Genomic DNA, 19,852 nt, shown 5'->3' with positions numbered 1-19,852 from the left:
CTCAACACTTTTTCTTTATTCAACCTTATGTGCTGGAGGATAATCAGGATAATCTGTAATAATACCATCGACACCGGCATCGAGCAGCGGCTGAACTTCTTCTTTTTTACGTACAGTCCAAGCCATGATACCCATGTCACGTTCATGAACTTCATTTACAAGAGAGGAGTTAACGAGGGATTTGCTTGGATTCACATACTCTGCATAGGTTGCGAATTCATTCAGTTTTTCTTCGCTTAAATCAGTTGCGCGACCTGTAAGCAAACCAACAGGAACGGTTGGCAAAATCTCGTCCATCTTTTTCATAGATTCAAATTCGAATGACTGAACGATAATTTTCTCATTGTTAGGAAGATGCATGTTGCGTTCTTTTAATGCTTCAGCCACTTTTTGTTCGATCCCAGGATAGTAATAAGTAGCTTTTAATTCAATAAGAATACCTGTCTTACCTCGAAATTCATCAAGTACTTCCTCAAATGTAGGAACTTTTTCACCAGCAAATTCTGGTCCGAAATAACTTCCTGCATCTAGCTGGCGAATTTCTTCGAGCGTATGATCTTTTACATATCCAGTGCCATTTGTTGTACGGTCTAGTGTCACATCATGGATGACGACAAGCTCCCCATCTTTTGTTTGCTGAACATCAATCTCGATATAATCAGCTTTCATATCAACACCTTTTTGAAAAGCGGCCATCGTATTTTCTGGTGCATATCCTGCCGCACCGCGGTGAGCAACCGTTTCAACTTGATCGGATGCTTCATAAGCAAATGTTGCAGTAGTGAATAATGAACTGATAAGTCCCATCGAAAGAAGTGAAGCTGCTGTCATTTTCTTTACGTTCATCTTTCCATCCCCTTTGCACTGGTTGTGTGTGTATCCTGCCTGCCTCATGCAAACAAGCAGGACTCACAAGACTTATGCTAACAAAGGTATTTTGGAAAAGAATGGTCAGATATTCCCTACAATTCTAAAGAAAAAGAGGCCTTATAGAACAGGAATCTTAACAAAACTTACTTTTGTAAAGTGGGGGTGAATGACGTTTCATTTATGTTAAGATGACAAAGACATAAGGGGGTAAAAATAATGCTTGTAAAAGATGAAATTTACGGTGAATATGAAGTTGAAGCTGTGCTGCAAGACCTTATTCAATCCAAGCCTATTCAAAAGTTAAAAGGTATTCATCAAGGCGGAGCTTCTTATTTAGTAAACCCAAAATGGAACGTAACTCGATATGAACATTCGATTGGAGTTATGCTTTTAATTCGCAGGCTGGGTGGATCGATCGAGGAACAGATCGCTGGATTGCTGCATGATGTATCACATACAGCGTTTTCTCATGTCATCGACTTTGTTTTAGAAAATGAGGCTGAGAATTTTCATGAGGAAATCTTTGACGACACACTTTTGCAGTCTGATGTGCCGCAGATCTTGAAAAAACATGGCTATTTAATGGATGTGATCATAATGGGAGAATTCCCGCTTCTAGAACAGCCACTTCCTCTTCTGTGTGCAGATCGAATCGATTATACACTAAGAGATTTATATCGATACAACTACATAACGAAGAATGAAATCGAAACTTTTTTGCCGAGTCTTTGTGTGAACGACAGCTTGATCTGCATAAAAGGTATTTACCACGCTGAATGGTTTGTTCAGGCATATTACAAAGAAGTTCAGGACTTTTTCATGAGTCCTCTCAATGTATATGGCTATGATAAATTGATTAAGTTACTGCAGGAGGCTTTGCAGGCTAAAGTGATTACTAAAGATGATTTTTTGCTGACAGATGAAGAAATGCTAGAAAAAATCAGGCAATCTGGGAAATATGAATTGATTAAACGGTATGAGGAAATCATTAAGCCTGTAAATCTTAAAGAAGATGAAAAAGAATATGAAATTCATTTAAAAGGAAAACCTCGTTTGATAGATCCAACGGTGATTGACAATCATAGTATTGCAGCAGCATCCGAAATCTCTTATGCAGTAAAAGAGATGAATGAAAGAGCGAAAGAAAGAGCACTAAAAGGAAGTTATATAAAAGTGATATAGAAAAAACCAGGCCATTAAATGCCTGGTTTTAGAGTTTCTTCCGTGTGTTTGAAGCCTCTTGCTATATAAATAAATGGTGTAGATGCTGCTGATACAACAAACTTAATCACATACGTTGTGAAGAAGATTTGAAGCCATACATCCCAAGAAAAGACTCCAGCAAATGCAATCATACAAAAGATGAATGTGTCGATCAGCTGGCTCACCATCGTGCTGCCGTTGTTACGAATCCAAAGCTGGTCTGGACGAGAAAACTTCTCTCTTAATTTAGCGAATAGCTTAACATCAAGGTATTGGCTGATAAGATAAGCTGTTAAGCTTCCGAGCGCTAGACGCGGCATTAGTCCAAAAAGAGCTTCAAGATGCGGCTGGGCAAAGTCACTTTCATGCGGTTCGAATATTAGAACGAGCTGCATGATGATTGTGGTCATAACAAGTGTGAAGAATCCAAACCAAACTGCTTTCTTAGCTTCTTTTTCTCCGTATTTTTCGTTTAGCAAATCCGTTGCTAAATAGATCGTGCCATAAATCACATTACCGAGTGTCATAACAAGACCGAACATCTCGATCGTTTTTACCACCTGTAAGTTAGCTAAGATGGTTGCGGCAGCGATCCAAGCAAATAAACCTGCTTTCCCAAACCACTTATAGCACAGTAAGAAAAGCACAAAATTCACAAGTGCAAAACCTACACCAAAATAAAAATTAAACATATAATTCCTCCTAGTTTTGTTAACGCGGGAGTTTTCGAACCGCGAAAATACATAAATTACAACAGTTTCCCATTATAAGTCAGTTTATGTTAATAATCAATTACTAGAAGTTCCTGCAGCAGTTTTTGTATATAGATTAGAGATTCGAAAATTCGACAAAAATTTCCCGGAAAATAAAAAACACCCCAGTTGGGATGCTTTTCATTATCAAAAGTTAATTATACAGTTTGAACCGCTTTTTCTAAAGCTGCTTCAGGTGCAACATAATCGTAGCCAAGGTCAGCTGCAACTGCTTCGTATGTTACATAACCGCCAGCTGTGTTAAGACCAGCTTTTAGAGACGGATTATCAGCGATCGCTTTTTGTGCACCTTTGTTAGCGATTTGAAGCGCGTAAGGTACTGTTACGTTTGTTAGAGCAATCGTTGAAGTACGAGGCACTGCACCAGGCATGTTCGCTACTGCATAGTGAACAACTCCGTGCTTGTCGTAAGTTGGGTTGTCGTGTGTCGTGATGCGGTCAACGGTTTCAAAGATACCGCCTTGGTCGATTGCTACATCAACAACAACAGATCCTGGAGTCATTGCTTTGATCATCTCTTCTGTTACAAGCTTAGGTGCTTTTGCTCCTGGGATAAGAACTGCTCCGATAACTAGATCAGATTCAGCTACGGCTTGTGCAATATTTAATGGGTTAGACATTAATGTTTGAATGCTGTTTCCGAAAATATCATCTAATTGGCGAAGACGGTCTGGGCTAAGGTCGATGATTGTAACATCTGCACCAAGTCCGATCGCAACTTTAGCTGCGTTGGTACCAACAACGCCGCCTCCGATGATTGTAACTTTACCGCGGCGAACGCCAGGAACGCCTGCAAGTAGAATACCTTTTCCGCCTTTTGGCTTCTCTAGGAATTGTGCACCGATTTGCGCAGACATACGTCCTGCAACTTCACTCATTGGTGTTAATAATGGAAGAGTGCGGTTGAATTCTACTGTTTCATAAGCGATTGCTGTTACGCCGCTTTCAGTAAGAGCTTTTGCCAATGCTGGCTCAGCTGCTAAGTGAAGGTATGTAAACAGAATTAGATCTGAACGGAAGTATTTGTATTCAGAAGCTAGAGGTTCTTTAACCTTCATTACCATTTCTGCTGCCCATACATCTTTAACATCTTCTAAGATTTGCGCGCCTGCTGCTGCATAATCTTCGTTTGTAAATCCGCTTCCTTCACCTGCATTGTTTTCAACGAATACAGTGTGGCCAGCCGCTGTTAACGTCATTACACCTGATGGCGTGATCGCAACGCGGTTTTCGTTGTTTTTAATTTCTGCTGGAACCCCAATAATCATTTGTGAATCCTCCTATATAAATAAACTCGTTGAGTGCGTTTTCAATTGTGGTTTCAGTATAAAAGGAGGGAGTTGGCTTTTCATTGTTAAGAATCTAGAAAAACAAAAAAAGTATTTGTGATAATTCACAAATGCTTTCTCTAAAGAGATTCTTTTCGTAAATTTTGCTAGTGATTTGGTAGTATTGATTTCCGTTCCAGGATGCTCGCTTTCCTAGGGGCGTGCGGTGAGCCTCCTGCCGCTTTGCGCCTTTAGGAGTCTCACCTGTCCCGCTGATCCCTCAGGAGTCTCGCACCTTGCACTCCAATCAATTAGTCAAAGATGAGTATCCAAACATCAAAAACCATCAAATAGCAACTATCTTTAAGGGAAAAACCTTCTAGAACAACCTATTTATCTTGAAATCCAAATAGATCATGATCTTTTGATGAGGACTTTTCAGATCGATGTTCGTGATTTCTCCGATTCGTTTTAACCGGTAAAGCAGTGTATTCATATGGATATGAAGCACTTCTGAGGATTTATTTAGGTTTTCATCCATTGTCAGATAGGTCTCTAATGTGTGATAAAGCTCTGTTTTGTGAAGCCGATCATATTCCTGCAGGGTCCTAAGCATTTCGTTCTGATAGCCTTGTCTTTGTTGTTTTTCATAAATCGCATCTAAAAATTGGTAAATACCAAGTTCGTGATAACCGGTTAAAGAAAGTGTCTCCCCGCCGAGTTTTTCTTGTACAGCTAATACACTGGATGCTTCTTTATAGCTTTTCTCTACTTGTGAGAACGATGTAACTAGACTTCCGTAGGCTGCTTTTATTTCCGAGACAGAAAAACGCTCTTTCATATGAGTGAAAAATGACTCGACGAACGATTTTGCCAGATCCAGCGGCTGTTCTTTCCCGACTGGGGAGGCGAGCAGCAGCATTTGGTTCGAATCTGCTGCAGATAAAAGAACATTGATCTTTTGATTAACAGCAGCCAGGTATAAAATATCTTTTTCTAAGGCAGGTGTGATTTCTTCCTCCAGCTGTAAAATAAAAACGACAGCAGGGAGAACAGGCAATATATTAAGTTCATGCAGTTTTTCTAAAATACGTTCTTCTTGAGGAAGGTTGCCGGTCAGCATCTTCCAAAAAAGCTCCTGGCGATTTTCTTCTTTCTTTTTTGTCCCGATCTGCATTTGAAGCAGCTGGCTTTTAGAGGATACAGCAGCTAGCTTTAAAAGATGCATGTCATCTGCAGTTAGCTTTTTCTCAACCTCAAGAACCCATATATACCCAAGGACCTCGCTGTTTTTCCTGATGGATACAGCAACTCGATCTCCCAGCCCGACTTTTTGAATGGAACTTACCCGAACGGGATCATCACTTTCCTGCAGTCTCGGTATTACTCCGTCTTTCCAGAGGCTGTTCACGACTTTTTCAGGAACGCGCCGACCGATGATCGTTGCGACTCGTGCAGGGTCTGTGCCGTCTTCATGCGTACTGTATGCAAGCAGACGGTGGTTCTGATCTTCAATGGTAACAGGGCATGACAAAACATCACTGATTTTATCAGCTAAATTTTCGAGACTTCCGAATGTGCCTTTAAAAGGATCTGTTTGATACTCTTTCATCTGTTCTCCCGCCTTCAACTCTTCTGCCTTTATTCTACCGAAAAAGTATGGGATATTACAGGAGAAAGGGAGCGGTTTGTAGAAATTGGTATAAAGCAAAATTTATAGGGGGCATCTAAATGAAATTTAGTGAATTTACATATGAAAGACCGAATGTAGAAGAACTGAAAAAAGCTTTTGAAGATGCAGTACAGATTTTTCGTGATGCGTCATCAGCAGATGAACAGAACGAAGCGATGAAAAAGGTTGTGTCACTGCGCAACAGCTTTGAATCAAAAGCGAGACTAGCTAAGATCCGTCATACGATTAACACGGAGGATACTTATTATAAGGAAGAACAGGCATTCATGGATGAAAACCTTCCTGTTTATCAAGGGATGGTAACAGCATTCCATGAGGCACTTGTGCAGTCTCCTTTTAAAGATGAGTTAGAAAAGAAGTGGGGAAGCCAGCTGTTCCGTTTGGCTGAATTAAAAGTCAAAACATATTCCGATGATGTTCTCGAAGATTTAAAACTAGAAAATAAATTAAGCTCTGAATATGTGAAAGTAATGGCTTCAGCGAAAATTGAGTTTGAAGGAAAAGAGCTGACACTTGCTCAGCTATCACCGTACAGCCAGTCTTCCGATCGAGAAACAAGAAAAGCAGCCAGTTTGGCTGGGAATGCATTCTTGAAGTCGAACGAAGAAAAATTCGATTCAATTTATGACGAACTCGTAAAGTTACGCACAAGGATCGCACATAAACTTGGCTATAAGAATTTCACAGAGCTTGCCTACGATCGAATGGGAAGAACGGATTATAATGCGGCAGATGTAAAAGTGTTCCGTGAACAAGTAAAAGACATTATTGTTCCGCTTTGCACGAAATTAAGAGTGAAGCAGCAAAAGCGTATTGGATTAAACGAACTGAAGTTTTATGATGAGCCGTTCAGCTTTACAACAGGCAACCCTAAACCACAGGGCGATGCGGGCTGGATTGTTGATAAGGCAAAGCTAGTGTTTGCAGGGCTCGCTCAAGAAACGGGTGCTTTCTTCAACTATATGGCTGAAGACGAGTTAATGGACCTCGAAAGCAAAGCAGGTAAAGCTCCTGGCGGTTATTGTACATATCTTCAGGATTATCAAGCTCCGTTCATATTTACGAATTTTAACGGATCAGATAACGATGTGCGCGTGCTGCTGCATGAGATCGGTCATGCATTTCAGATGTACACAAGCCGCGGATACGAAGTGCCTGAATATCAATTCCCGACACTGGAGGCTTGTGAGATTCACTCCATGAGTATGGAGTTTTTAACGTATCCATGGATTGAGGAACTGTTTGGGAAAGACACGGAAAAGTATTTATACTCCCATTTAACAGGGGCAGTAGAATTCATTCCATACGGTGTGGCAGTGGATGAGTTCCAGCACTTTGTCTATGACCAACCAGACGCGACGCCGGCAGAGCGCCGAGCGAAATGGAAAGAGCTCGAAAAAACATACTTGCCTCACCGTGATTATGATGGAGTGGAGTATTTGGAAAACGGCGGATTCTGGCATAGACAGGGTCACATTTTTCGCTCACCGTTCTATTATATTGACTACACTCTGGCACAAATTTGTGCGCTTCAGTTCTGGAAGCGTTCAATAGAAAACCGTGAAAGTGCGTGGGAAAATTATTTCGCTCTTTGTCAAAAAGGAGGAAGCCTTCCATTTACGAAGCTAGTAGAAGAAGCAGGGTTGATTTCGCCATTTGAAAAAGGCTGTGTATCGTCAGTGGTAGGAGAAGTAGAGAAGTTCCTTGCAACAATCGATGAGGAGCAGTTTGCGAAAGCTTAATAAGTGTTGCGGATAGGGGAAACCGGCCTGATTGCCGGTTTTTTCTTTTTATATGAGAGAGGGTACAGGGTATGGAGTGTGCGGAAATTGTCGAGGATTGACATCTCGCGGATAAAAGGCAAAAACTTTTGGATTTAAGGCCTAAACTCATGGATAAATAAGCAAAATTTTTGGAATGGGGACCAAAACTTTTGGAGTTACTCGCCAAAAACGTTATGTATACCTAGGGGTGTATCCCGGTAAGGTAAGTTTCGTAACCAAACCTGTACATTATTTGAAGAATTATTGACACTTGCATCGGGCATGCTGTTTTCAGCGGTTATTAAGTTTGGAATTAGAGTGCAGAATGGTAAAATGAAGTTGGAAACGCGAAGAAAAGGTATGAGAAACTACATTTTGTTTTGAAAAGGAGTAATACACTATGGCTGAAACAAAACAGCGTAATTATACACCGCTTATTATCGGATTATCGATAGCGATCAATGTACTGGTTGCGGTGCTTTTCTTCTTGCCCGAGTATGAAGGGGAGATCGCATTTGATGTTACTTTGCTGCCGCGATTAAATGCAATCTTTAACAGCTTTACATTCGTTTTTTTATTGGCTGCTCTTTATTTCATTAAGCAGAAGAACATTACGCTCCATAAACGATTCATTTTTGCAGCATTTACGAGTACGACTTTCTTTTTGCTTTCTTATGTGACGTATCACTATTTAACAGAATCGACATCTTATGGCGGAGAGGGTCCGCTTAAGTACATTTATTTCTTTATTTTGATCACACACATTTTGCTTGCGATTGTCATTGTGCCGCTTGCTTTGATTACCGTAACACGCGGGTTGAACATGCAAGTGGAGAAACACCGTAAGATCGCTCGCTGGACGATGCCGTTATGGCTATATGTAAGTTTAACAGGTGTACTCGTCTACTTGATGATAGCGCCTTATTATGCATAAAAAAGAAGGCTTTTGCTGAGAATTTTTCAGCAAAAGTCTTTTTTATATCGCTTTGTCTTAGTAAGCGATACCGACGCGGGATTTAACGAAACGCGGCTCTTTAATTAGTGAAAAAGTGAAATGTGCGGTGTCTCCTGTACTGATTTTGCTTCCGTCTAAAGGCAAGAAATCTTTTTCCACCCGATATACACCCGTAGCGTCTCCGTCTGGCAGGTAAGTGGGACAAACAATTGTCCAGTCCAGACCGCTTTCTTTTAAAAGAGTATACGCTTGGTGATGATCTTCAGCAGCTCTTGTTAGTTTTCGCTTTGATTCAGAAGATTGATAACGCAGCAAATCAGGTTCAGTGCGGCTTTGCAATATTCCAGCGGTACCGACCGATATGATACGCGATATGCCTTCTTTTTTCATTGCCTCAATAATCAGCGACATGCTTTCAGAAAGAACGTTTCCTCCGTCTGTGGATAAAGCGCTAACTACCATATCGCTACCCGATATGGCTTCTTCTATATGCTCTTTATTTAAGACATTTCCATGTGTATACGTTATTTTTTCTAATATTGATGAAGGGACGTTCTCTGGATTTCGAAGGAGGGCGTGCACTTTCAATCCTTCTTGAATGGATAGTTCGGCAACCTTTTGACCGACTCTTCCCGAAGCTCCTAACAAAAATAATTTCATGAGAATACCTCCTATGCTAACTACCTTTATCATATCATTTTAGCTTTCTTGAAAAAAATCTAACAAAGTGTAAATTTTACTAAGCAAATTAAAAGATTTTTAATTTCTTCTCATGCTAAGATAGGAAATATTGTTTTAGATGAAAGAGGTGAACACAATGGCTGCTGAAGAAGCGCGTTTTGGCGCGATTCAGGAAAATCGGATTATCCCTTTATGGAGTTTAACAGTCTGGCTGGTTGTCATGAACACAACCATGTTTAATGTTGCTCTTCCGAGTGTCATTTCACAGTTTGAGTTAAGTCCGACAGCTGGTTCCTGGATTGTTTCAGGCTATTCCATTGTGTTTGCCTTGTCCACGATTACATTCAGTCGTTTGTCTGATTTTATCCCGATTGGAAGGTTGTTGACGACGGGGCTAGTGATATTAGGAATTGCATCGATCATCGGCTATTTTGCTAACAGCTTTGCTTTTGTGCTAGTCAGCCGCATGGTACAGGCGACGGGAGCCGGAGCGGTTCCTGGACTCGGAATGGTGCTTGCGACAAGGTATATTCCGATCTCAAGACGAGGGCGTGCAATGTCTTTTATTTCGTCGGCTGCATCTCTTGGTTTTGGACTCGGACCAGTGATTGGCGGAGGCATCACACAGCTTTTCGGATGGAACTTCTTATTTATCGTAACAGGACTGGTTTTGCTGCTGCTGCCTGTTTTTAAAATATATCTGCCTGTAGAACAGAGAAGGTCCGGTTCGTTTGATTTTGGCGGAGCCCTGTTAACGGGTGGAGGAGTTACAACTCTTTTACTCTATCTTTCCTCGTTCGCTTTTTGGCAGCTTGGATTGAGCGTTTTGTTCTTTACGATTCTTGTATTGTATTCAAAGAAAAAAGCAGAGCCTTTTATACGGATCAACCTGTTTAAAAACAGCAGTTATGTGTCGCTTTTGTTTGTGGGACTTATAGCGTTCATGACTCATTTTGCTTTCTTGTTTGTTATGCCTGTAATGCTTGCGAATCTGTTTCAAAAAGAACCGGCTGTGATAGGTTTGGTTATCTTTCCAGGTGCCATGCTTTCCGCGTTTGCTGCAATATATGTCGGGCGCTGGATCGATCGGTTCGGCAATCTTCCTGTCATGCGCGCGGGTCTTCTGTCGCTGCTGATATCGGCTGTGCTTTTCTCGCTGCTTGGCACAAAGGCGTTCTATATGACAGCTATCTTTTATATGTTTACGAGCATAGGGTTTTCCAGTCTCACTTCTAGTCTGGCAAACGAGAATTCTAGAATCTTAAATAAAGACGAAGTAGGTTCTGGCATGGGGATGCTCCAGCTTGTACAATTCTTCGGTGGAGCACTAGGTGTGGCGATAGCGGGACTCTTGATTGAAGGACAAAGAGCATTTGCATTAGAAGTCGTATACCGCAATGTGTTTATTTTCTATACGATTCTCGTGTGTGCAGCAATCTCAATCTATCATTTTAAAATAAAGAGCAAAGTGTAAGCCAGTTCGGTAAAATCCAAACGGCTTACACTTTTTTGTTACTTCAGCATTTTAAAATCATAGGAGTAAATAGATTTGCCTTTAACAGATTTCAGGATCTCATTTAGTCCATTTATTTTAATAGTTTTGATTCTTTCTCCGGTAATTAATGAGTAATTTTCAATAAAATATTTTTCTTTCATTTCTTCAGCATATCGTACAACGTATACATGCTCTCTATTAAAAAAGATTTCCTCGTTATGTCGCACACCGTCTTGGGTAGCATTTTTTATGGTGAAGGATGTTTTTACCTTACTTGTTTGTGTGTCGAAAGTGATGATCTCCCCAAGACCATTTAAATAATATAGAACTTGATTATTCAGGTGCGCAGAGTTTTTCACGTTATATGGAATGGCCGCTGTGGGATGCTTTTTGTTCGAAAAAGAAGCTAACAGAATTTTTTCTTGTTTCAGTGTTTTTTTGTGAACCCGAAACAATATAGTATTTTCACTAGTATCATTTACAAATTCACTCAAAATAAAATAATAGAATTCAGCATCACTCATGATAGGAGACCGGACTGAGAATTCGGAGTTCGTTTTATTTTCTAATGTAACAAGATCTTGCACGTTTACATTATTTTCTGTAAACATTACATTTCTTAACTTATATAGATTCTGTTCAGTATCTTGAGTCAAAATCAATACTTCGTTATCTGTGATTCCTGAAGCTAGAATATAATGAGGAATATTGGCTGTTTGAATTCCGCTGTTGTTGCCAAACCATACATTGGAATCATATCCTCCGTTTTTATTAACACCTGTATTAAAAATTGTAACGTGAAAATTTTTGCTTTTTAAATAACCTGCTCGTTCCCCTGTATACTGAGGCTTCTTCATCTTGAACTCTTTATAGTTTTTACCTATCAGTCTAACTGAGTTTTTATCTGTTAGCATAAGCTCACGGCTATGAACGGAGAGACTTCCTAACTCTAACCCCTTCATTTGGTAAACATCTGCTTCACCTTTATCATTGAGAAAAACAGCAAGACTGATTCCTTTGTCGTCCATATCTTGGTCTGCTGTCGTAGAAAAATACAAAACGGCTTTTTTATCCTCTAAAAAATTTTTATTCTGAATATCTTCTTTTTCAAGGGAGTATGACGCATCAATACTTTGACCCCAAAAAAGGTTATACACCACCAGTGCACCTATTAGAATTATGAGAGCAAAAGTAAGTATTACTTTTTTCATCATGAACTCCTTTTCGGATATAGAAGGCAATAAGTTCGCAAAAAAACGCCCTTATTGCCATCTCGTAAATTAAATATTCCTGACTAATCTAGTATCTGGTGCATCACGGACATCTCTTGGGTAAACACCCAGTCCTCCGTCTACATCCAAATCAAGGTTGCCGTTTAATTTATAAGCGGACCATATCAGTTTCGAACAGTTCTTATCACCGATATGGGACGTTGTTCGATTCGTGACAAAGTTGTATGAATAATCATCAATCCCGACACGGCTGAAAGCCCAGTTTGCAGCATTTTCGCGGTTCGTCGTACTCGTTGTAACAGATTTTACTTGAGCATCACCTTGATCAACTTTTCGTAATGTCGTTGAGATGGTCCTTACTCCCGTATCAGGAACAGATTCGACAATGGTGCTGCTTGTGTAGTACATACCAACGTGTCCGTGATTGAGATAGGCAGTTTGAGAAGCCGTGTAATAAAAGTTTCCTTTTGTACTCGTCCCAACGGATACCGTTCCTCCGCTGCTGCCCATCGTTCCAATCTCTCCTGCTTGCTGCTTTTCCTTTGTTGCTTTCGTTTGATCATTTTTTAATTCTTTATAGATTTGCTTGAAGAGAGCTTCCTCGGTATCTCCTGTGTTCTTTGCAATTGATCGAACACTAGATAACAATTCTTCATTCGTTAGATCCGGCTGCATCTGCAAAATCTCATCTGCATAAGTCAAGTTATGGTTCTGAGCAAAAGCACTTGGTACCGAAAAAGCTGCGAGACAGAATGCCAAAACAGTAGATACTACATGGTTTCTCATATTCTCATCCTCCTGCCGTATTACGTGACCCCTTTGTCGACAAGTAAAATTTACCATTTTTATACAATTGAGTAAATACGAATCGTGATAAACAGTAAGGATGACATAACGGAAAAGTGAAAGATAATTCAAATGAACTGTTTAATAGAGTGATTGATATCTAGAAAACAGGTCCAAAGGTGCTGAGGAATAATAGTAAAAACGATGGTTTGACAGCATTTAAGAATAGCTGTTTTTTAAAATGACAATAAAAGTGTGGTTAATATGGAGCAAACACCCTAAGGCAGAAATTAAAACCTGGATGGGAAATAAATTGTTTGGGGTCAGACCCCCTTTATTAAAAAGGTGTAGAATTTTGTCAGAAAATGCCGATAAGTAAACTGGAAAGATAAACAGGCTAATCATTAAGTATCCATATAATTGATTGTGAAAGGACGAGGTAATAATCGTGGAAAGAAATAAAGAACTGATTGATTCATTAATAAAGTTTCAGAAACTATTAAACACGCACCCAGATACTGTTGATTCCATTCCGGTTTTCACAAACTACATACGCTCTTTTTTACGCATCAAACCAATGGGCAGAACATTGCCTACTATTGAAGTTATGACTTTGTTAAAGCAAGAAAAGCCTCAAATGTTTTATTTATTGAAAAGGCACTCGAAAGACGATATCATGACGATGTTAACGTATTTAAACATGGATTATGATCAAGCACAACTTAAGATCGAACGAATTTTACAAGGAGAGGTCATCGCATAAAGAGCGATGATTTTTTCATTTCATGTACTTTCGTTATAATGTAGAAAAAGGAGTGAGAGAATTGAAGACAATCGGATTTATTGGAACAGGCGTTATGGGAAAAAGCATGGCAGGCCACTTGATGAAAGCGGGGCATTCTGTTCATGTTTATACACGAACGAAAGAAAAAGCAAATGATCTCCTAGAGAGTGGTGCTAAATGGGCAGAAACTCCAAAGGAAATTGCAAAAAATTGTGATGTGATCATCACGATGGTAGGCTATCCGACGGACGTCGAGGAAGTATATTTAGGTACTGACGGTCTTATAGAACACGCTAAAGAAGGTTCTTATTTAATTGATATGACGACTTCAAGTCCTCAGCTCGCTCAAAAAATTGAAAAAGCAGCTGCTGAAAAACATCTTGCAGCCTTGGATGCACCCGTTTCAGGCGGTGATATCGGAGCAAGAGATGCTAAATTATCCATCATGGTCGGCGGGGAGGAATCAGCGTTTAAGGAGCTTCTGCCAATCTTCTCTAAAATGGGAACCAACGTTGTGTATCAAGGAAAAGCAGGCTCTGGACAGCATACTAAAATGTGTAACCAGATAGCGATTGCATCTGGAATGATCGGTGTTTGTGAAGCGATTCTATATGCTGAAAAAGCAGGACTGAATCCTGAAACTGTATTGAAGAGCATTGAATCAGGAGCAGCGGGAAGCTGGAATTTAAGCAACCTTGGTCCAAGAATGTTAAAAGGTGATTTTGCACCTGGATTTTATGTAAAACATTTTATTAAGGATATGACGATTGCTTTGAACTCAGCTGAAGAAATGGGATTAATGACGCCAGGCTTATCCTTAGCTAAAAAGCTTTATGAGGAATTAGCGGAAATGGGAGAAGAAGATAGCGGAACACATGCATTGTATAAGAGATTAGCAAACCAGGGTTAAAAAGCCCTGGTTTTATTTTTGTACTTTACAAAACGTAATAACTACGATTTAATATAGATGGTTAAATTTAAAATACTAGATTACATAAATGGCTCAAAATCAAAAGAAGGGAGATTAAATCGATGAGAGATATTGCAACTAGAGATTCCGTAAGAAAAGAGATGATCGGTCTATTATTGTTAGCCATATTTATTATTTCTTTTCTATTTATGGAAGAGATTAAGAATGATTCTGTGTTTGAAAATCTCCCTAATTCAATCATGCACCTTAATACAGTATTTTTAAGTATTTTAATAGAGGCAGTGCCATTTATTCTATTAGGAGTTTTCATTTCTGCACTTATCCAGACCTTTATTACAGAGAACCACATCAGAAAATTAATACCTAAAAATCCTTTTGCGGGTATTGGAGCAGTGATGTTTTTAGGTGTGATCTTTCCTGTTTGTGAATGTGCCATTATCCCAGTGGTTAGGCGTTTAATTAAAAAAGGTATGCCGCTCCATCTAGGTGTTGTTTTTCTTTTAACGGTGCCAATCGTTAATCCTGTGGTTATCCTGTCGACATTTTATGCATTCCGGACGAATATGACAGTGGTATACGGCCGTGTTGGACTTGCCTTGGCTGTTGCAGTTGTAATTGGGATCATCATTTATTTCCTTTTTCGCAACCAAAACCAGTTGAAATCTGAAGTGCTTCAGGCGGGTCATGACCATACGCATGGATTAACCCAAAGCCGCTGGAAGCAGACTTTGTATCATGCTTCCGACGAATTTTTTGATACAGGGAAATTCCTGATCATGGGTGCTTTTTTAGCAAGTATGTTCCAAGTTTTTCTGGATCGAAAAGATCTGCTCGCGCTTGGCAGCAATGAATGGATGTCAACAGGGCTGATGATGGGACTCGCATTTTTGTTATCGATCTGTTCAGAAGCTGATGCCTTTATCGCAGCTTCATTCGGAAGTACGTTTACAGTTGGATCAATCATCGCTTTCTTAGTGTACGGGCCGATGCTGGATGTGAAAAACATGTTTATGATGTTTGCTTATTTTAAAACACGATTCGTATTTGTGCTGATGGGATTAATTACATTTATGGTGTTTGCCGCAACTATGATGTTTCAGTATTTTTAGAATGGGAGAGAAGCTGATATGAAAAAGAATGACCAAGACTTTCATATTTACTTGAGAGGCATTATTTTGATTGGTTTCATGCTGCTGTTGATCGGACTGATCACATCAGGAAAGCTTACTTATTATGTAGCTCCCAAAATGCATATCTTCGTTTATTTTGCTGTTGCGATATTTGGAATCTTAGGAGTAATGCAGTTTTTCAGAAGGTCACAGCATCATCATGACGATGGATGCGGGTGCGGCGTGGACCATACACCTAAGGGTACGCCGATTAAACACTTCTTAATCTATATGTTATTCGTGATTCCCTTGTTAACAGGGTTTATGATGCCTGAGAAAGCGATGGACAGTTCTATTGCTGAGAAAAGGGGAATCCGTTACGGTACAGGATTATACGCGAAACCTGCTCAAAAGACAGAGGACGGGAAAGTCGTTGCATCTGAAGAAATAGATGTTGAAGCATATCTGGAGGATCCGGAAGGCTATTTAAAAGAAATGGAAGAGAACGTGAAGAAAGAGAACCCTATCGAAACGTATGATGTAACCGAGTATTATGAGAAATTTGGGAAAGAGTTATTAAAAGAAGATAAAATCACCGTGACATCAGAACATTATTTAGATGCAATGAGTGTCTTTAACATCTATCTTGATCAATTTAAAGGCAAAGAAATTGAAACGACTGGATTTGTTTATAGAGAAGAGGGCATGGAAGAAGACCAAGCTGTTATAGCGCGTTTTTCGATGAACTGCTGCAGTGCCGATGCGGTCGTATACGGGACCATTGTTGAAGGTGATCAAGTATCAAAGCTTAAAACGGATACTTGGTACACAGTAACAGGCATTATCGATGAAACCGAATTTAATCATATCCGGCTGCCTCTTGTAAAAATAAGCTCTTTAAAGAAGATTGAGCCTCTTAAAGACCCTTATGTATATCCAAGTGCAGAAAGTTTTGCGACAGAATAAATAAAAAAGCGGGGGATTAATCCTCCGCTTTTTCAAATTGACTTTTTCGCTACTTTTCTAAAAGATTGTTCCCAACTGAAAGGTTCTATCGAAATATCTTAGTTAATTGGAGCGAAAGGACGAGACTCCTACAGGATGAGTGGGACAGGTGAGACCACTCAATGTCGCGAGGCGACGAGGGGGCTCACCGCACACCCTGTGGAAAGCGAGTCCTGCAACGGAAATTAACCTCTTACAAAAGCAACAAAGTTTTCGGCAACAACTACTTAATATACATACGTTCCAACAATAAACAACTGAAAGAGTACCGTAATTCCGATAAAGTAAGAGACTTGAGCGAAAAGCCCCCAATCCTTATTTTTAACGGCTTGCATGACATACAGTGCTACGATTGAAACGATAATCGGAACAACAAGGGAACTGCCATCAAAGGTTAAATATTCAGGTGCAAGTGTATAGAATCGATTATTAAACAGTGATTGAATCACATAGAGCTGTGTAAGAACAAAGAGCGCAATCGATACCCATTTCACCCACGGTTTTTCTTCTTCAATCACATCAATTCGAACAGCATACAGAATACCTAAAAATAAAATGGTCGGTACAATCCAAATAAATGCATTGGTCATCGCGATAAATGAGACAATTGAAGCGGCGAAAGCGTCAAATGTGGCATTGTACACATCCTGCTTACTGATGGATTGGCTGCTTTTTATTATTGCTGGATCCTGACTTGCTGCGTGAACTTGATAATCCTGAACAGATTCCGCTTTTAACCAGAAGACGGTTTGATCATCCGCTTTTACAGGATAGATTGAGAAATCGTTAGTCGTGCTAATACGAGTTGCTTCCCAAGTATCATTTTTTAACGATGCTCTATAAATATTACCCGCATCTTTTTTAGTAGATATGGCACCTCTAGCAGAGAAAAGAATAGTTGGAGAATTGTCTTCTATGTTCAGATTAAGATAAGTTGGGTTTTCAATCTCGTAACCTTCAGACACATTTTTAAAATTAACACTTGCAAATGATAGATCTTTTAATTGGTTCCTTGGAGCTGAACTGTAAAAGGTTTTAAAAGATTTTGTTCCTTGCTTTGATGAATAGAACGTATAAAGAATATGAACGTCATCACCAGCTTCAGCAAATTTGAAGTTATAAATTTTATCCGTTGGCGTCTTGCTGTACTTAAGAATAGAGTTCGGTTCATATTGTCCGCTTTTCTCAGTTAAATAGAATGCTTCCATTTCAACTTTTTCACCGACAACAGCTATAAAAGAAGAAGATTCTGGACTTGCTGTTAACTCTGCAACTTTTTCTTTAGCTGCAAAAATTAATTTGCTTTTACCGCTCTCAGGTTCATACGCATAAACTTCATTACCTTTTGTATAGGCAAATCGGTCATTTGTATCGGCTAAGAATTCAACTCCTTGATCTAATACGCTTTGCTTTCCGCCTTCAGAAATGATTAGATCGCCCTGCGATACGAAAGCGATCTGTTTGCCATTCGTCCAAAAGTTGCCTCTCTCATCAATCGGCAGCTTTTCAGTTTTCTCGGAAACAACATTCAGCTTCTCATCCAAGATGGTAGCTTTTATACCGTTTTTAACATGGGTATAGATATGATATTGGTTGTTTTCCTTCAATGCAATCGGTTCTGAGCTTATGGATTCAGCCGATATACTGACAGATCGGCTCCAGTCCTTGTTTGGAAGTTTAGTCTCTTGACGGATGTTGTTCCAAACCACCAATCCTACCAAAAGCAGAACTATGGCAAGAGGAAGAAGATAAGCTTTGCGATTCGAAGGGTTCTTTTTCTTTTTTACTTTCGAATCTACGTTCATGGTAATGCCCCCTTTTTTTCTATAAAAGAACAAGATTATTAGTATTCGATATGTAGACGAATATTCCTGTAAAAATTATTCATTTTTTAACTAAGAATAGATATTTCGTATGGATTGATACAGGTTAAATAGTCCTAATAGTGTTTAGCAACTGGGAAAAGAGACATTCTAGGTATATTGTTCTATTGTTATTTTCTGAATATTAAGTCATTATCAGCTTTTCGCTTTTATTATGAAACTATTAACTGAATTAGAATGAAATATTTTACGGTTACTTGTACCTATACTGAGAAAATCTTAATATGTTTAAATAACTAAAACTTGCAATATAAAAATAAGCAACAGGTCTGATTTCCTATAACAGGAAAAAAGTTAAGATTTGATTATAAGTCAGATTCATCGACACATCTTGATAAAATCCAACAAAGCACGCTGAATCTCGATAAAGGCAAAACTGGTGAAAGCCAGTGACGCAAAACTACAGGGGCTAAGGTGTACGAACTATTCGATCGTACATGATGCCAGCCAGTTACCGAAAGAGCCCGGGGTGTTTTTTATTTGTCTATAAACCCCATTTTTCGGTAAAAAAGTAAAAATTTATATAATAGGAGGTGGGAAACAATTGCTGCTTAACCTGGAAACAGGTGAATTGCTGGCAAGAGAAGTGAGGCCGGCATACCGTTTTTCCAAACGATTAAAAGGGCTCATGTTTACGAAAGAGCTTTCAATTGAGAGTGCTATGCATATCAAGCCTTGCCATTCTATCCATACTTTTTTTATGAATTATGCAATCGATGTACTTTATTTAGACAGTGAAAAGCGAATTGTGGCAGTGGATGAAGACCTACCCCCAAAACGGTTCGGAAAATTGTACAAGCATGCTGAATCTGTCATTGAACTTCCGTCTGGAACGATCGCCAAAAGCCAGACCAAAGTGGGACACAAACTATTGATCGAAACCAAAAACAAATTTCTAGGAGGAACTAATCATGAAAAACAAATTAATGGGTCTTATTAAAGAAGAGCAAGGACAAGGAATGACGGAGTATGGTTTAGTGCTAGGTTTGATTGCAGTTGCTGCTGTTGCGGCTCTAGTATTATTACGTGAAGAAGTTATTGCTATGTATGATAAAGCTGTTGAAGCAGTATCAGGTGCAGGTGATACTGCTGGAGATGGTTCTGGAGCAGCTGAATAAGGCAATCACTGGCCTTACGTTACTTAACGTAAGGTCTTTTTCAAAGGCTCTTTTCTAAATGCTCTGTTCTAAAAGATTGTTGCTTTTGGTTTTACTATTATCATCATTTGCAAGTTGATAGGAGCGCAAGGTGCGAAACTCCTACGGGACGAGCGGTCAGGTGGAGACTCCTAATGGCGCAAAGCGGCAGGAGGCTCACCGCACGCCCCGTGGAAAGCGAGCAACCTGGAGCGGATATCAACTACTTTCAAGAGCAACATTGTATTCGGAAACAGTCTTTTAAAACCAAACAGCCTAACTTGG

Annotated in this window: 18 protein-coding genes and 2 riboswitches; of the genes, 10 read left to right on the top strand and 8 right to left on the bottom strand. The window is 39.6% G+C overall.

Translation table 11 applies throughout. The annotated features are described in order from the left end of the window. Positions 1 to 15: 15 nt before the first annotated feature. Positions 16 to 846, bottom strand: coding sequence for a glycerophosphodiester phosphodiesterase (locus UN64_RS06535; RefSeq protein ID WP_077360838.1), 831 nt, complete (start codon positions 844 to 846; stop codon positions 16 to 18). Positions 847 to 1,086: 240 nt separating this feature from the next. Between UN64_RS06535 and UN64_RS06530 the strand changes: the two genes are divergently transcribed. Beyond that, positions 1,087 to 2,052 carry an HD domain-containing protein gene (locus UN64_RS06530; RefSeq protein WP_077360836.1) on the top strand — a complete coding sequence of 322 codons (966 nt, stop codon included), beginning with the start codon at positions 1,087 to 1,089 and terminating at the stop codon, positions 2,050 to 2,052. Between the two features lie 14 nt (positions 2,053 to 2,066). On the opposite strand, the gene UN64_RS06525 is transcribed toward UN64_RS06530, so the two are convergent. From UN64_RS06525 to UN64_RS06510, 3 genes are all read right to left on the bottom strand, one after another. Next, positions 2,067 to 2,765, bottom strand: coding sequence for a queuosine precursor transporter (locus tag UN64_RS06525; protein ID WP_077360835.1), 699 nt, complete (start codon positions 2,763 to 2,765; stop codon positions 2,067 to 2,069). A gap of 4 nt (positions 2,766 to 2,769) precedes the next feature. After that, positions 2,770 to 2,814, bottom strand: a riboswitch (PreQ1 riboswitch). 169 nt (positions 2,815 to 2,983) lie between these two features. Next, positions 2,984 to 4,114 carry an alanine dehydrogenase gene (gene ald, locus UN64_RS06520; protein ID WP_077360833.1) on the bottom strand — a complete coding sequence of 377 codons (1,131 nt, stop codon included), beginning with the start codon at positions 4,112 to 4,114 and terminating at the stop codon, positions 2,984 to 2,986. A gap of 379 nt (positions 4,115 to 4,493) precedes the next feature. Next, positions 4,494 to 5,726: a PucR family transcriptional regulator gene (locus UN64_RS06510; protein ID WP_077360831.1), complete on the bottom strand. Its 1,233-nt coding sequence runs from the start codon at positions 5,724 to 5,726 to the stop codon at positions 4,494 to 4,496. Between the two features lie 119 nt (positions 5,727 to 5,845). Between UN64_RS06510 and UN64_RS06505 the strand changes: the two genes are divergently transcribed. Next, positions 5,846 to 7,549 (top strand): M3 family oligoendopeptidase, encoded by a 1,704-nt coding sequence (locus tag UN64_RS06505; protein ID WP_077360829.1) that lies wholly within the window; start codon positions 5,846 to 5,848, stop codon positions 7,547 to 7,549. 421 nt (positions 7,550 to 7,970) lie between these two features. Then, on the top strand, positions 7,971 to 8,504 hold the full coding sequence (locus UN64_RS06500) for a DUF420 domain-containing protein (RefSeq protein WP_077360827.1): 534 nt from the start codon (positions 7,971 to 7,973) through the stop codon (positions 8,502 to 8,504). Between the two features lie 57 nt (positions 8,505 to 8,561). Here UN64_RS06500 and UN64_RS06495 read toward each other — a convergent pair whose 3' ends face one another. Then, positions 8,562 to 9,185 carry an NAD(P)-dependent oxidoreductase gene (locus tag UN64_RS06495; protein WP_077360825.1) on the bottom strand — a complete coding sequence of 208 codons (624 nt, stop codon included), beginning with the start codon at positions 9,183 to 9,185 and terminating at the stop codon, positions 8,562 to 8,564. A 157-nt stretch (positions 9,186 to 9,342) separates the two neighbouring features. Between UN64_RS06495 and UN64_RS06490 the strand changes: the two genes are divergently transcribed. Further along, complete coding sequence (locus UN64_RS06490) at positions 9,343 to 10,680, top strand: MFS transporter (protein WP_245801969.1); 1,338 nt, start codon at positions 9,343 to 9,345, stop codon at positions 10,678 to 10,680. Between the two features lie 38 nt (positions 10,681 to 10,718). Here the strand turns inward: UN64_RS06490 and UN64_RS06485 are convergent, their stop codons facing one another. Both UN64_RS06485 and UN64_RS06480 read right to left on the bottom strand, forming a co-directional pair. Beyond that, the gene (locus UN64_RS06485) at positions 10,719 to 11,912 is read right to left on the bottom strand and encodes a hypothetical protein (protein WP_077360820.1); all 1,194 of its coding nucleotides are present in this window, start codon (positions 11,910 to 11,912) and stop codon (positions 10,719 to 10,721) included. 69 nt (positions 11,913 to 11,981) lie between these two features. Next, the gene (locus tag UN64_RS06480; RefSeq protein ID WP_077360818.1) at positions 11,982 to 12,719 is read right to left on the bottom strand and encodes a hypothetical protein; all 738 of its coding nucleotides are present in this window, start codon (positions 12,717 to 12,719) and stop codon (positions 11,982 to 11,984) included. Between the two features lie 448 nt (positions 12,720 to 13,167). On the opposite strand from UN64_RS06480, the gene UN64_RS06475 reads away from it, so the two are divergent. From UN64_RS06475 to UN64_RS06460, 4 genes are all read left to right on the top strand, one after another. Then, a complete protein-coding gene (locus UN64_RS06475; protein ID WP_077360816.1) occupies positions 13,168 to 13,482 on the top strand; it encodes a hypothetical protein in 315 nt (104 codons plus the stop codon). 22 nt (positions 13,483 to 13,504) lie between these two features. Beyond that, complete coding sequence (locus UN64_RS06470) at positions 13,505 to 14,413, top strand: NAD(P)-dependent oxidoreductase (protein ID WP_077360814.1); 909 nt, start codon at positions 13,505 to 13,507, stop codon at positions 14,411 to 14,413. Positions 14,414 to 14,535: 122 nt separating this feature from the next. Then, entirely contained in the window at positions 14,536 to 15,543 is a 1,008-nt protein-coding gene (locus UN64_RS06465) for a permease (protein ID WP_077360812.1), read from the top strand. 18 nt (positions 15,544 to 15,561) lie between these two features. Beyond that, positions 15,562 to 16,509 (top strand): TIGR03943 family putative permease subunit, encoded by a 948-nt coding sequence (locus tag UN64_RS06460; RefSeq protein WP_077360810.1) that lies wholly within the window; start codon positions 15,562 to 15,564, stop codon positions 16,507 to 16,509. 266 nt (positions 16,510 to 16,775) lie between these two features. Here UN64_RS06460 and UN64_RS06455 read toward each other — a convergent pair whose 3' ends face one another. Next, positions 16,776 to 18,353 carry a hypothetical protein gene (locus tag UN64_RS06455; RefSeq protein ID WP_077360808.1) on the bottom strand — a complete coding sequence of 526 codons (1,578 nt, stop codon included), beginning with the start codon at positions 18,351 to 18,353 and terminating at the stop codon, positions 16,776 to 16,778. 437 nt (positions 18,354 to 18,790) lie between these two features. After that, positions 18,791 to 18,890, top strand: a riboswitch (cyclic di-GMP riboswitch). An 85-nt stretch (positions 18,891 to 18,975) separates the two neighbouring features. On the opposite strand from UN64_RS06455, the gene UN64_RS06450 reads away from it, so the two are divergent. Together UN64_RS06450 and UN64_RS06445 are read left to right on the top strand one after the other, a co-directional pair. Next, the gene (locus tag UN64_RS06450) at positions 18,976 to 19,371 is read left to right on the top strand and encodes a DUF192 domain-containing protein (protein WP_245801968.1); all 396 of its coding nucleotides are present in this window, start codon (positions 18,976 to 18,978) and stop codon (positions 19,369 to 19,371) included. Then, a complete protein-coding gene (locus UN64_RS06445; protein ID WP_077360806.1) occupies positions 19,343 to 19,549 on the top strand; it encodes a Flp family type IVb pilin in 207 nt (68 codons plus the stop codon). The genes UN64_RS06450 and UN64_RS06445 overlap by 29 nt, the downstream gene beginning before the upstream one ends. Positions 19,550 to 19,852: the final 303 nt, after the last annotated feature.

The organism is Fictibacillus arsenicus (genome assembly GCF_001999465.1).
Taxonomy (GTDB): Bacteria; Bacillota; Bacilli; order Bacillales; family Fictibacillaceae; genus Fictibacillus; species Fictibacillus arsenicus.
Note: the sequence above shows the minus strand (reverse complement) of the source record. Positions and strands in the feature narration are given on the sequence as shown.